Origin of the sequence: Tenggerimyces flavus, assembly GCF_016907715.1 — a bacterium.
GTDB classification, from domain to species: Bacteria; Actinomycetota; Actinomycetes; order Propionibacteriales; family Actinopolymorphaceae; genus Tenggerimyces; species Tenggerimyces flavus.
In genome coordinates, this window is sequence record NZ_JAFBCM010000001.1 from 6,220,784 (window position 1) to 6,233,841 (window position 13,058).

A 13,058-nucleotide genomic window follows, 5' to 3' on the forward strand; every position below is an offset into this window, starting at 1 on the left:
CGCTCAAGGGATTCGGGATGCTGGCGCCATGACGAGCGCGGGTGGGCAGCGGGGCTGGGTCGAGGTCGGCGAGCGGTGCTGGGCGCGGACGTACGGTCCGTTCGACACGACCGTGGGCGTCGTGGCCGGCGCCGGCGGGCTGCTGGTCGTCGACACGCTCGGCTCGCCCGAGCAGGGCGCCGAGCTGGCCCATGATCTCCCGGTCGAAGGCGAGGTCCGCTGGGTCGTGAACACCCACGGGCATATCGGCCATATCGGCGGAAACGCGGCGTTTCCCGACGTCGAGCGATGGCAGCACGAGACCCTGGCGGAACGTGAAGGCACGAGGTCGTTCGCCTCGGTCGCGTACGTCGACCTCGGCGACCGGCTGGTCGAGCTCGCCCACCCCGGCCGCGGACACACCGAGGGCGACGTGGTGGTGCGGGTGCCGGACGCGAACGTGCTGTTCACCGGTGACGTCGTGATCCAGAACGGCCCGCCGGCGTACGGTGCCGACAGCTTCCCGATGGACTGGCCGAAGGCGCTCGACGTCGTCCTCGGCCTGCTCACCGAGACCACGGTCGCCGTCCCTGGGCACGGAAGCCCCACGGACCGCGACTTCGTCACCGACCTGGTCGCCGAGGTGAGCGCGGTCGCCGACGCGATCCAGCACCTGGTCTCCACCGGCGTACAGCCCGCCGACGCGCTCGCCGCGACCGACTGGCCGTTCCCGCGCGAGACGCTCGTCGAGGCGATCCGGCGCGGCTACGAACACCTCGGCGGACCCACCCCGCCGCGCCTCCCGCTGCTCCCCGCCTAGCTCAATTACCGTCGAGAGCATGGCCCACGACCCGTACGGCTCCGACGTGCTCGCCACCGACTGGCGCAAGCCCAAGCTCGGCCGCACCACCGATGTGGAGGTCGAGCTCGACCTCGTGCTCGAGGACGCGACCGACGGGTTCGTCGGCGCCGTGGTGAAGATCGAACGGGACCTGTTCGTGCTCGAGGACCGCCACGGCAAGCGACGCACGTTCCCGTACGGACCGGGCTTCTGGCTCGACGGCAAGCCGGTCGCGGCCCGCAAGCCCACCCAGCAGGGCCCCACCAAGCCAGCAAGGACCGCCTCCGGCTCTGTCGCAGTGCACGGCGCCAAGGCACGGGTCGCCCGCGCGAGCCGCATCTACGTCGAGGGCCGCCACGACGCCGAGCTGGTGGAGAAGGTCTGGGGCGACGACCTGCGCATCGAGGGCGTCGCGGTCGAGTACCTCGAAGGCGTCGACGACCTCGCCGCCATCGCGCGCGAGTTCTCGCCCGGCCCGAACCGCAAGCTCGGTGTGCTCGTCGACCACCTCGTCGAGGGTTCGAAGGAGAGCCGGATCGCCGCGGCGGTCAAGAACCCGCACGTGCTCGTCGTCGGCCACCCGTACATCGACATCTGGCAGGCCGTCCGGCCGGAACGCCTGGGGCTGAAGGAATGGCCGACGATCCCGCGCGGTACGTCGTGGAAGCATGGGATCTGCGCGGCGTTCGGCTGGCCGCACGCCGACCAGGCCGACGTCGCCCAGGCGTGGAAGCGGATCCTCGGCGCCGTCCGCGACTACCGCGACCTCGACCCGGCCCTGCTCGGCCGGGTCGAGGAGCTGATCGACTTCGTCACCGCCACGCCCGACGATCAATGACCGCCTGAGCGGGGCCCGGAAGCACTACCGTTCTGCTATGACGCAGCCTCCTTCCGAGCAGCCACCCGGTTCGGCCGGCGACCCGCCGCCGGACACACCGCCTCCGCCGCCCCCGGCGGGCGACACGACACCGTCTCCGGTGAACGACCCGCCGCCTTACAGCGAGCCGCCGCCCGCGCCGCCGTACGGTGGCGCGCCGCCTCCCCCGCCGCCGACCGCCTGGCCCTCGGGCACGACCGGCGCCACCACGCCGATGACGCCAGACCAGGAGCGCACGTGGGCGATCGTGTCCCACGTCGGCAGCTTCGCCGCCGCGTACGTCGCCCTCGGCCTGCTCTGCCCGCTGGTCGTGCTGCTGGTCAAGGGCAACGAGTCGCAGTTCGTCCGCGCGAACGCGGTCGAGTCGCTCAACTTCCAGATCACCGTCGCGATCGCCGCCGTGATCTCGTTCGTCCTGGTGTTCCTGGTGATCGGGATCTTCATGCTGATCGCGCTCGCCATCGCCTACATCGTGTTCGTCATCCTCGGCACGATGGCCGCGAGCAAGGGCGAGGTCTACCGGTATCCGATCTCCCTCCGCCTGGTGAAGTAGTCCTCAGCCGGCGGCGGCCCGCTCGGTCAGGGGACGCCGCCGCCGTGGCAGCTCGGTGAGGGTCGGCAGCGGGAACGCCGCGTTCGGGTCGTACACGTTGACCCCCGGCGGCACGATCTCGTCGATCCGGTCGAGCACGTCGTCGTCCAGCAGCAGGTCCTCGCTCTTCGCCAGCGAGTCGAGCTGCTCCATCGTGCGCGGTCCGAGGATCACCGACGTGACGCCCGGGTGGACGAGCGTGAACGCCACCGCGAGCTCGGGCAGCGGGCGGCCCAGCTCGTCCGCGAGCTTGGCGAGCTTCTCGATCGCTTCGTACTTGCCCGCGTTCGCCGGGTTCTCCGGGTCGAACCGATCCGGCGCCAGCGACGCCCGTCCCGAGGTGAAGTCGACGTCCTGGCCGCGGCGGAACTTGCCGGACAGGAAGCCCCACGCGAGCGGGCTCCACGTCAGCACGCCCATCCCGTACCGCTGGCAGGTCGGCAGCAGCGAGCTCTCGATGCCGCGGGCGAGCAGGTTGTACGGAGGCTGCTCGGTGCGCAGCCGCAGCAGACCGCGCTGCTCGGAGACCTTGTGCGCCTCGACGATCTCGGCGGCCGGAAACGTCGAGCAGCCGAACGCGCGGATCTTGCCCTGATGCACCAGATCGCTCAACGCCGACAGGGTTTCCTCGATGTCGGTGTTGTAGTCCGGGCGATGTACTTGGTAGAGGTCGATCCAGTCCGTCTGCAGTCGTCGCAGGCTGTCCTCGACCTCCTTGACGATCCAGCGTCGCGAGCTGCCGCTCCTGTTGCGGCCCTCGGTGAACGGGAAGAACACCTTGGTGGCGAGGACGACGTCGTCGCGGCGGCCCTGGAGCGCCTTGCCGACGATCTGCTCGGACTCGCCCGCGGAGTACATGTCCGCGGTGTCGACGAAGTTGATGCCGCGGTCGAGTGCCGCGTGGACGATGCGGAGGGAGTCGTCGTGGTCGGGGTTGCCGATGGCGCCGAACATCATGGCACCGAGGCAGTGCACGGAGACCTCGATGCCCGTTCCGCCAAGTGGTCGATAGCGCATGGTTCGTACGGTAGGAGCTGGAGTTCTCTCCAGGTCAAGTTGTCGGGGTTGCCCGATCGGGCAACCGGGCGGGTCGGCTATGTCGTCCGTTGGCGCCGCGGCGGTGTCGAGCCCGGTGGTACGTCCGATTTCAGTCCTACCTTCTTCGCATGACCGAAACGCCAGGCACTCCGTTCTCGGGTCCGACGCCCGAGCAGCAGCCCACGACGCCACCGCCTCCCCCGCCTCCGCCGGGGTACGGCGGGCAGGTGCCGCCCTCCGTGCCGATGACCGTTCAGGACGAGCGCACCTGGTCGCTGCTCGCCCACATCGGCTCGATCATCCTGGGTTTCCTCGCGCCCCTGATCGTCCTGCTGGTCAAGGGAAACGAGTCCCAGACCGTCCGCGCGCACGCGACCGAGTCGCTCAACTTCCAGATCACGGTCCTGATCGGCTACGTCGTCTCCTGGATCTTGGCGTTCGTGCTGATCGGGTTCTTCCTGGTCTTCGTGGTCTGGGTCGTCTCGTTGATCTTCGCCATCATGGGCACGATGGCCGCCAGCAAGGGCGAGCCGTACAAGTACCCGTTCGCCCTGCGCCTGGTCAGCTAGGTCCTCAGTCCCAGTCGAGCAAGCGGCGGACCACGGCGTCGGCGAGGAGCCGGCCGCGGAGTGTCAGCACTGCGCGGCCGGCGGCCAGCGCGTCCGCTTCCAGCAGGCCGTCAACCGCCGCTTGCGCAGCGGCGGTTTTGCCTTGCTGGTCGAGGATCTCGAGGGCCAGCCCGGTGCTCAGCCTCAGCTCGAGCAGTACCCGTTCGACCCGGCGGGTCTCGTCGTCCAGCAGCTCGCGGGCGTGTGCGGGACTCGCACCGGCGGCCAGCCGTTCGGCGTACGCGGCCGGGTGCTTGACGTTCCACCAGCGCACGCCGCCGACGTGGCTGTGCGCTCCAGGCCCGATGCCCCACCAGTCGGCGCCGGTCCAGTAGAGCTCGTTGTGCCGGCAGCGAGCGGCGGAATCCGTTGCCCAGTTGGAGACTTCGTACCACCCGTACCCCGCAGCGGCGAGCGTCGAGTCTGCCTGCACGTACCGGTCGGCGAGGACGTCGTCGTCCGGCATCGGGAGCTCGCCGCGCTTGATCCTGGCCGCGAGCCGCGTACCGTCCTCGACGATGAGCGCGTACGCCGACACGTGGTCCGGGCCTGCCGCGGCGACGGCGTCAAGGCTGGCTTGCCAATCCTCGTCGGACTCCCCTGGCGTGCCGTAGATCAGGTCGAGGTTGACGTGCTCGAAGCCCGCCGCCCGCGCCTCGGCCACGCACTCCTCCGGCCTGCCCGGAGTGTGCTGCCGGTCGAGGACGGCGAGCACATGCTGCCGGGCGCTCTGCATGCCGAACGAGACGCGGGTGAAGCCCTGCTCCCGAAGGCGATCGAGGTACGCGGGGTCGACCGACTCCGGGTTCGCCTCGGTGGTGACCTCCGCGCCGGGCGCGAGCCCGAACTCCGCGTCGGCGGCCTCGAGGATCCGGCCGAGATCCTCCGGTGGCAGCAACGTCGGCGTACCGCCGCCGACGAACACGGTCTGGATCGGCAGCTCCCGGTCGCCGAGCACGCGCCGGGCGAGCCGCAGCTCGGCCAGCACCCCGTCGGCGTACGTCGACCACGAGGCACCGGGAGCCGACCCGAGCTCCGATGCCGTGTAGGTGTTGAAGTCGCAGTAGCCGCACCGGGTCACACAGAACGGCACGTGCACGTACAGCCCGAACGCCCGGCCGCCGCCCACCTCGGCGAGGGCAGCCGGCGGCAGCGCCCCATCGCGGGGCGCTGGCTCACCCTCGGGCAGCGTGGACGGCACGGCCCCATTCTTACTTGGGGTAGAAGCCGTCCAGCACGTCGGAGTACTTCTTCTCCACGGCCTTCCGCTTCAGCTTCAGGCTCGGCGTGATGCCGCCGTTCTCCACCGTGAGGTCGTGGTCGAGGATCGCGAACTTCTTGACCGTCTCCCAGCGGTTCAGTTTCGCGTTCAGCTGGTCGACGTATCCCTGCACCATCTCCTGCGCGGCGGTCGAGGTGACGATCTCGTCATAGGAGCCCGACACCTCGTTCTGCTCCGCCCACGCCACGATCGCGTCGGGGTCGAGAGTGACCAACGCGGACACGAAGTTCCGCTCGCTGCCGTAGACCAGCACGTTGCTCGCGTACGGGCACAGCGCCTTGAACGACGACTCGATCAGCGCTGGCGCGACGTACTTGCCGCCGGAGGTCTTGAACAGGTCCTTCTTCCGGTCGGTGATCCGCAGCAGCCCGTCCTCGAGCTCGCCGATGTCGCCGGTGTGGAACCAGCCCTCGCTGTCCAGCACCTCAGCGGTGAGCTCGGGCAGGTTGTGGTAGCCGCGCATCACGCCCGGGCCGCGGACCAGCACCTCGCCGTCCTCGGCGATCTTCACCTCGGTGCCGGGGACGACCGGGCCGACCGTTCCGAAGCGGAATCGCCCAGGCAGGTTGACGAACGAGGCCGCGCTCGTCTCGGTGAGCCCGTACCCCTCGACGATCAGGATGCCCGCGGCGTGGAACCACTCGGCGATGTCGCGGTTGAGCGCGGCCGCGCCGGAGACGAAGAACCGCTGCCGGCCGCCGAAGCGCGCGCGGATCTTCGACAGCACGAGCCTGTCGGCGAGCTTGTACTGGATCGCCAGCGCACCGGACGGCTCGCGACCGGCCTGCCGCAGCTGCGAGACCTTGCGGCCGACGCCGAACGCCCAGTGGAAGAGCTTCTCCTTGACGCCGCCCTCTTCCTCCATCATCGTGACGATCCGGCCGTGCGCCTTCTCGAAGATACGCGGGGCGGCGCCCATGAACGTGGGCTTCACGATGCCGAGGTTCTCGACGATCTTGTCGACCCGACCGTCGACCGCGGTGGAGAAACCGATCACGAGCTGCGCGACCTGGAGCACCTTGCCGAACGAGTGCGCGAGCGGCAGCCACAGGAACTGCAGGTCGTCGATGTTCAGGATGCCGAGCGCCTCGATCGCCGCGCCCTCGTACGTCCAGCAGTCGTGGGCCAGTCGTACACCCTTCGGACGGCCCGTCGTCCCGGACGTGTAGATCAACGTGGCCAGGCTCTCCGGACCGATCGCGGCGACCGCCTTGTCGATCGCGTCCGGGTGGTCCTCGAGGTACGCGGCGCCCTTCGCCTCCAGGTCGGCCAGCGACAGCACGTTGTTGGCCTCGTCCGGGGTGCCGTTGAACGTCACGATCGCCTTGACCGTCGGCATCTCCGAGCGCTTCTCGGCGAGCTTCTTCAGCTGGTCGTCGTCCTCGGCGAAGACGACCTGGCACTCGGCGTCGGAGACGATGAACGCGACCTCGCTCGCGACCGAGGCCGGGTAGACCGTCGTGGTCGCCGCGCCGGCGCACATCGTGGCGAGATCGGCGAGGATCCACTCGTAGGTGGTCGAGCCGTACACCGCGACCCGCTGCTCCGGCTCGACGCCCAGCGCGATCAGGCCGGCGGAGAGCTTGCGGACGCGTTCGCCGACCTCGCGCCAGGTCACCGACAGCCAGCCGCCGGTCGAGTCGTCGCCGGTCGGGTAGCGGAACGCCTCCCGCTCCGGCGTGGCCGCGATCCGGTCCAGGAACGCGTGCGCGACCGTCGGAGGGCGGCTCTCGACCTTGGACGCGTCAGGGCCTACGTAGTCCCCCACGGCAATGGTCATCATGCGCCTCCCAATGCGGTCGCCCAGCGTGCCCGAGGTGTGAGGAGAAACCTAGTCGTCCCCACCCTTCACACCATAGTGATCCAGCGGAAACGCCATGGCCAACTGCGCGAGGTCGATTCGGTGGTTTTGCCGCCCAGCTCTAATTCATCTATCGTTGAGTTTTGTGAGAAGTGGGCGGCGTCCGGGCAAGCAGGACACGCGGGAGACGATCCTGGTCGCCGCGCGTGCGTCGTTCGCCTCGGACGGGTACGACGCGACGACGGTCCGGAAGCTGGCCGCCGCTGTGGGCGTCGACCCGGCGCTGGTGCACCACTACTTCGGGTCGAAGGAGGAGCTCTTCCGGAGTGCGGTCGGGGCTCCGGTCAACCCCGCGTCCCTGTTCCCGCGGATCTTCGTCGGACCGCGATCCGAGATCCCGGAACGGTTGGTCCGGACGTTCCTGGGCGTGTGGGACGACCCGGTCACCGGGCCCTCGTTCCTCGCGTTCCTGCGTACGGCGGTCAGGAACCAGACGACGAACAAGCTCGTGCGCGAGTTCTTCGACCTGCAGGTCCAGCGGAGAGTGCTGCGGGATCTCGACACGGGCATCCCCGCTGCCGAGATCCCGCTGCGGACGACGCTGCTCGCCAGCCACCTGTTCGGGCTCGCGATGATGCGCTACCTCATCCAACTGGAGCCACTCGCGAGCGCTTCCACCGACACCGTCGTGGCGGCGGTCGCTCCGGCGGTGCGGCACGCGTTGTACGGCCCGCTGGGTCAGGCGAGCCGGGTGACCTCGACGGTGACGCCGAGCGTGCTGGAGCCCGCTCCGGAGTAGAGGCCCTTCAGCGGCGGCACGTCGCCGTAGTCGCGACCGCGGCCGACGAGCACGTGGCGCTCGCCGACGGGGATGTCGTTCGTGGGGTCGTACGACGTCCAGCCGCCGTCCCACCACTCCACCCAGGCGTGGCTCTCCCCCGCGGTCGGCTCGCCCACCACGGCGTCCGGGACGGGGTGCAGGTAGCCGGAGACGTAGCGCGCCGGGATGCCGCAGCCGCGGAGGAGGGAGACGGCGACGTGCGCGATGTCCTGGCAGACGCCCTTGCGTTCGTGCCAGACGTCCGCGACGCTCGCGTGCACCTCGGTCGCTCCGGGCACGTACTCCACCTGGGAGTGGACGAACTCGCAGATCTGCATGGCGGTCTCACCAGGGGCTTGGGCTTTCGCGAAGCCGTTGGCGATTTGGCTGAGCTCGTCGTCGAGGGTGGTCCTCGTGGTCGGGGCGAGCCACTCGACGTACTTGTCGCGGATCCCCTCGTCGGCGAGTGCCTCCCACGGCGCGCCCTCGTGCGGGGGCGGCGTCTCGAGGGTCTCGACGACGCTGGTCGCGACGACCTGCAGCTCGGTGTGCGGGACGTGGACGTCGAACGCGTAGACCTGGGTGCCCCAGTAGTCCCAGTACCGCGCGGTCGCGGTCACCGGTCTGACTTCGACACGGGCTTCGAGGGCTGTTTGGAAGACGTTGGTCACCGGGGTCATGCGGGCCTCGTTGTACGAGGCGACGACGTCGTTCTCGTAGCGGAATCCCGTTCGGTGCTTGATCCGCAGCCGCCAGGTCATGCGATGCCCTCCTGCGCCCAGGACACCGCTCGCGCGGCTTGGAAGAAGCGCCTCGTGACGGCGTCGCTGACGTCGGAGCAGGTGCGTTCGAGCTCGGCGAGGACCGCGGGGAGGTCGGCGATGATCTCGTCGGTGCGGCGGTACTCGAGCATCGTCCTTGCCCTGCCAAGTCGTCGGCGTGCCTCGTCGGCGACACCGGCGCGCTCGGGGCCGGGGTCGAGCTCGGTCAGGCAGGACTCGGCGGTGGAGAGGGCGGCGAAGACGGAACGGGGAAACAGCCTGTCCAGCAGGAGAAACTCGACGACAGCTGCCTCATCAAGCACGCCTCGGTAGGTGCGGAGGATCGCCTCGTACGCGCCGCAGGATCTCAGCATGGTCGACCAGGAGGGCCGGCTCTGACCGGGTGCGCCGGCGAGGACTCTGGTCATGAGCAGGCGCGCGGTCATGTCGACGCGTTCGAGGGATCTGCCGAGGACGAGAAAGAGCCAGGCGGAGTCGCGGGACATCGTGGCGTCGACGACTCCGGCGAGGGTGGCGGTGCGTTCGCGTACCCAGGTGAAGAAGACGTGCGGGCCGATGCGTTCGGCTCGTCTGCGGGCTTCGGGGAGGGCAAGCCAGGTGCTGTTGAGGCTCTGCCAGAACTCCGACGAGAGAGTTTCCCTTGCCCCGCGGGCGTTCTCGCGGGCTGCCGAGATGGCGCCGCTGATGGATCCGGGGTCGGCGGACTCGAATCCCAAGCGGGCAAGGACGATACGTGCGTCAATCGTTCGTTGCGGTACGTCGTGTTGGCCCATGACCGAGAGCAGCGAACGACAGGCGGTGTCCTCGTCGGCCCACGGGTCCTCGAGCAGGAGTTGGAGCTGCACGTCGAGCGTGCGCGCTGTGGAGTCGGCGCGCTCGACGTACCGGCCGATCCAGAACATGGACTCCGCGATCCGGCTCAGCATGGCTCGCCACCCATCTGCTGCTGCTGTTGCTGCTGGTCACTCCAGCCCGGTCCCCGGTCGGGCGCGACACCTGGCGGGGTCAGGGAGTGCTCGGCGTCGAGGTGGGCGACGTCCTGCCGCTGCGACTGGGTCTGCTCGTCGTCCCCCACCACCCAGGTGTCCTTCGATCCCCCGCCACGGCTGGAGTTCACCACCAAAGCGCCTTCGCCGAGCGCCACTCGCGTCAGGCCGCCCGGCAGCACCCAGACCCGTTCCCCGTCGTTCACCGCGAACGGCCGCAGGTCCGCGTGCCGCGGGCGGAAGCGGTCGCCGACGAACGTGGGGACGGTCGAGATCTGCACCACCCGCTGCGCGATCCATGCCCGCGGCTCGGCTCGGACCCGCGCCTGCAGCCGAGTCAGCGTCTCGTCGTCGGCGTGCGGCCCGATCACGAGTCCCTTCCCACCCGACCCGTCCACCGGCTTCAGCACCAACTCGTCGACCCGTTCGACTACCCACTCGAGCACGTCGCGGTCGTCCAGCCGGTAGGTGTCGACGTTCGGCAGCACCGGTTCCTCGTCGAGGTAGTAGCGCACGAGATCCGGCACATACGTATAGATCAGCTTGTCGTCAGCGACCCCGTTCCCGATCGCGTTGGCGAGCGTCACGTTCCCGACCCGCGCCGCGTTCAGCAACCCGGGACAGCCGATCATCGAGTCCGGCCGGAAGTGCACCGGGTCGAGGAACTCGTCGTCGGTGCGCCGGTAGATCACGTCGACCGGTCGCTCACCTGCCGTCGTACGCATGCGCACGCGGTTCCCCGAGCACACCAGGTCGCGCCCCTCGACGAGCTCGACCCCCATCAGCCGGGCGAGCAGCGCGTGCTCGAAGTACGCGGAGTTGTAGACACCAGGCGTCAGCACCACGACCGAGGGATCGTCGACGCCCGGCGGCGCGGCGGCCCGGAGCGCGGCGAGCAGCTTCTGCGGGTAGTCGGACACAGGACGCACCCGCCCCGCCGCGAAGGCCTCGGGAAAGACGCGCGTCAAAGCCCGCCTGTTCTCGATGACGTACGAAACCCCAGAAGGCGTACGGACGTTGTCCTCCAGGACGCGGAACGTGCCTTCCTCGTCGCGGACGAGGTCGATGCCGGAGACGTGCACGCGGACCCCGTTCGGCGGCTCGATGCCGTGCGCCTCGCGGTGGAAGTGCTTGCTCGTGGCGATGACGCGGCGCGGCACGATGCCGTCGTTCAGCACGTTCCCCGGCCCGTACACGTCGGCGAGGAAGGCCTCCAGCGCCTTCACCCGCTGCTGGACGCCGCGGTCGATGCGGTCCCACTCGAGCTGGGTGAGGACGCGCGGCACGATGTCGACCGGAAACGGCCGCTCCTCGCCGTCGTACGCGAACGTGACGCCGGAGTCCATGAACGCCCGCGCCAGCGCCTCCACCCGAGGCCGCAGCTCGTCCGCGGCAAGCGGTCGCAGTGCCGAAAGGATCGCGTCATAGGACGTTCGGCTCAGCCCCGGTTCGGCGAAAGTCTCATCCCAAGCCGCACCCAGCTCGTAGCCCTCGAAGAGATCCGCCATCCCCGGACTGTACTTCCGGGACGTTTCGGAGTCATTACCTCCGATCGAGCCCGGAAGCGCTACTTCTTCTCCTTGACCGTGGCGTCACCAGTCTGGAGAGCAGCGACGAATGCCTCCTGGGGAACTTCGACGCGACCGACCATCTTCATGCGTTTCTTCCCCTCCTTCTGACGTTCGAGGAGCTTGCGCTTCCGGGTAATGTCACCGCCATAACACTTGGCGAGAACGTCCTTGCGCATCGCGCGAATCGTCTCCCGTGCGATGATCCGCGAACCGATCGAGGCCTGGATCGGCACCTCGAACTGCTGCCGCGGGATCAGTTCCTTGAGCTTCTGCGCCATCGTCACCCCGTACGAGTACGCCTTGTCCTTGTGCACGATCGCCGAGAACGCGTCGACCGGGTCGCCGTGCAGCAGGATGTCGACCTTCACCAGCTCCGACGTCTCCTCGCTGGTGGGCTCGTAGTCGAGCGACGCATAGCCCCGCGTACGAGTCTTCAGCGCGTCGAAGAAGTCGAACACGATCTCCGCGAGCGGCAACGTGTAGCGCAGCTCGACCCGGTCGGTCGAGAGGTACTCCATGCCGAGCAGCTTCCCGCGCCGGCCCTGGCACAGCTCCATCACCGGACCGATGAAGTCGGCCGGCGTCAGCACCGTGGCGCGAACGATCGGCTCGTACACCTCGGCGATCTTGCCCTCGGGGTACTCGCTCGGGTTGGTGACGACGTGCTCCGTACGGTCTTCCATCACGACGCGATAGACGACGTTCGGCGCGGTCGAGATCAGGTCGAGGTCGAACTCGCGCTCGAGCCGCTCCCGCACGATCTCCATGTGCAGCAGGCCGAGGAAGCCGCAGCGGAAGCCGAAGCCGAGAGCGCCGGAAGTTTCGGGCTCGTACAGCAACGCCGCGTCGTTCAGCTGCAGCTTGTCCAACGCCTCGCGGAGCTCGGTGAAGTCGTCGCCGTCGACCGGGTACAGGCCGGCGTAGACCATCGGCTTCGGGTGCCGGTAGCCCGCCAACGGCTCGGCCGCGCGGTTGTTGACCGCGGTCACGGTGTCGCCGACGCGAGCCTGCCGTACCTCCTTCACCCCGGTGATGAGGTAGCCGACCTCGCCGACGCCGAGGGTCTGGGCCTTGGTCGGGTCGGGCGCGATGACGCCGACCTCGAGCATCTCGTGCGAAGACTTCGTCGACATCATCAGCACCCGCTCGCGGTTGGACAGCGAGCCGTCGATGACGCGGACGTAGCTGATCACGCCGCGGTACGTGTCGTAGACCGAGTCGAAGATCATCGCCCGCGGCGGCGCGTCCGCGTCGCCGACCGGCGCCGGGACCTGGCGGACGATCTCGTTCAGCAGGTGCTCGACGCCCTCGCCGGTCTTCGCGGACACGCGGAGAACGTCGGACACGTCGCAGCCGATGATGTGCGCGATCTCCGCCGCGTACTTGTCCGGCTGCGCCGACGGCAGGTCGATCTTGTTCAGGACCGGGATCACGTGCAGGTCGGCGTCGAGCGCGAGGTAGAGGTTGGCGAGCGTCTGTGCCTCGATCCCCTGAGCGGCGTCGACGAGCAGGACGGCGCCCTCACAGGCGGCGAGCGAGCGCGACACCTCGTAGGTGAAGTCGACGTGGCCCGGCGTGTCGATCAGGTTCAGGATGTGCGGCCGAGTGTCGCCCTCGGGCGTCCACGGCAGCCGTACGGCCTGGCTCTTGATCGTGATGCCGCGTTCCCGCTCGATGTCCATCCGGTCGAGGTACTGCGCGCGCATGCTGCGCTCGTCGACGACGCCGGTGAGCTGCAGCATCCGGTCGGCCAACGTCGACTTGCCGTGGTCGATGTGCGCGATGATGCAGAAGTTCCGGATCAGCGCCGGAGGCGTCTGGCCGGGCTGCGGCGCCGCCGCGGGGGTTACGGGCACGGATGGTCCATTCGTGAACTAGGGG

The 13,058-nt window shown here is 69.1% G+C and carries 12 protein-coding genes; 5 read left to right on the top strand and 7 right to left on the bottom strand.

What is annotated here, in order from left to right:
• Positions 1-28 precede the first annotated feature (28 nt).
• The 3 genes from JOD67_RS29240 to JOD67_RS41415 are packed head-to-tail and all read left to right on the top strand — an operon-like array spanning position 29 to position 2,250.
• The gene (locus JOD67_RS29240; RefSeq protein WP_205120917.1) at positions 29-799 is read left to right on the top strand and encodes an MBL fold metallo-hydrolase; all 771 of its coding nucleotides are present in this window, start codon (positions 29-31) and stop codon (positions 797-799) included.
• A gap of 19 nt (positions 800-818) precedes the next feature.
• Positions 819-1,658, top strand: coding sequence for a DUF3097 domain-containing protein (locus JOD67_RS29245; RefSeq protein WP_205120918.1), 840 nt, complete (start codon positions 819-821; stop codon positions 1,656-1,658).
• Positions 1,659-1,695: 37 nt separating this feature from the next.
• The gene (locus tag JOD67_RS41415; RefSeq protein WP_275577184.1) at positions 1,696-2,250 is read left to right on the top strand and encodes a DUF4870 domain-containing protein; all 555 of its coding nucleotides are present in this window, start codon (positions 1,696-1,698) and stop codon (positions 2,248-2,250) included.
• A gap of 3 nt (positions 2,251-2,253) precedes the next feature.
• Here JOD67_RS41415 and JOD67_RS29255 read toward each other — a convergent pair whose 3' ends face one another.
• Positions 2,254-3,306, bottom strand: coding sequence for an aldo/keto reductase (locus JOD67_RS29255; RefSeq protein WP_205120919.1), 1,053 nt, complete (start codon positions 3,304-3,306; stop codon positions 2,254-2,256).
• A 149-nt stretch (positions 3,307-3,455) separates the two neighbouring features.
• Between JOD67_RS29255 and JOD67_RS29260 the strand changes: the two genes are divergently transcribed.
• Complete coding sequence (locus JOD67_RS29260; protein WP_205120920.1) at positions 3,456-3,896, top strand: DUF4870 domain-containing protein; 441 nt, start codon at positions 3,456-3,458, stop codon at positions 3,894-3,896.
• A gap of 4 nt (positions 3,897-3,900) precedes the next feature.
• On the opposite strand, the gene hemW is transcribed toward JOD67_RS29260, so the two are convergent.
• Complete coding sequence (gene hemW, locus JOD67_RS29265; protein ID WP_205120921.1) at positions 3,901-5,136, bottom strand: radical SAM family heme chaperone HemW; 1,236 nt, start codon at positions 5,134-5,136, stop codon at positions 3,901-3,903.
• Between the two features lie 10 nt (positions 5,137-5,146).
• Entirely contained in the window at positions 5,147-6,997 is a 1,851-nt protein-coding gene (locus JOD67_RS29270) for an AMP-dependent synthetase/ligase (RefSeq protein ID WP_205120922.1), read from the bottom strand.
• Between the two features lie 166 nt (positions 6,998-7,163).
• Between JOD67_RS29270 and JOD67_RS29275 the strand changes: the two genes are divergently transcribed.
• The gene (locus JOD67_RS29275) at positions 7,164-7,817 is read left to right on the top strand and encodes a TetR/AcrR family transcriptional regulator (protein WP_205120923.1); all 654 of its coding nucleotides are present in this window, start codon (positions 7,164-7,166) and stop codon (positions 7,815-7,817) included.
• Here JOD67_RS29275 and JOD67_RS29280 read toward each other — a convergent pair.
• Genes JOD67_RS29280 through lepA form a run of 4 tightly spaced genes read right to left on the bottom strand, consistent with a single transcriptional unit; the run spans position 7,757 to position 13,033 of the window.
• Positions 7,757-8,599: a transglutaminase family protein gene (locus tag JOD67_RS29280; RefSeq protein ID WP_205120924.1), complete on the bottom strand. Its 843-nt coding sequence runs from the start codon at positions 8,597-8,599 to the stop codon at positions 7,757-7,759. The genes JOD67_RS29275 and JOD67_RS29280 overlap by 61 nt on opposite strands.
• The gene (locus tag JOD67_RS29285) at positions 8,596-9,546 is read right to left on the bottom strand and encodes an alpha-E domain-containing protein (RefSeq protein WP_205120925.1); all 951 of its coding nucleotides are present in this window, start codon (positions 9,544-9,546) and stop codon (positions 8,596-8,598) included. Before JOD67_RS29285 ends, JOD67_RS29280 begins: the two co-directional genes overlap by 4 nt.
• Positions 9,540-11,114, bottom strand: a complete 1,575-nt coding sequence (locus tag JOD67_RS29290; RefSeq protein WP_205120926.1) for a circularly permuted type 2 ATP-grasp protein — start codon at positions 11,112-11,114, stop codon at positions 9,540-9,542. Before JOD67_RS29290 ends, JOD67_RS29285 begins: the two co-directional genes overlap by 7 nt.
• A 59-nt stretch (positions 11,115-11,173) precedes the next feature.
• Complete coding sequence (gene lepA, locus JOD67_RS29295) at positions 11,174-13,033, bottom strand: translation elongation factor 4 (protein ID WP_205120927.1); 1,860 nt, start codon at positions 13,031-13,033, stop codon at positions 11,174-11,176.
• Positions 13,034-13,058 lie beyond the last annotated feature (25 nt).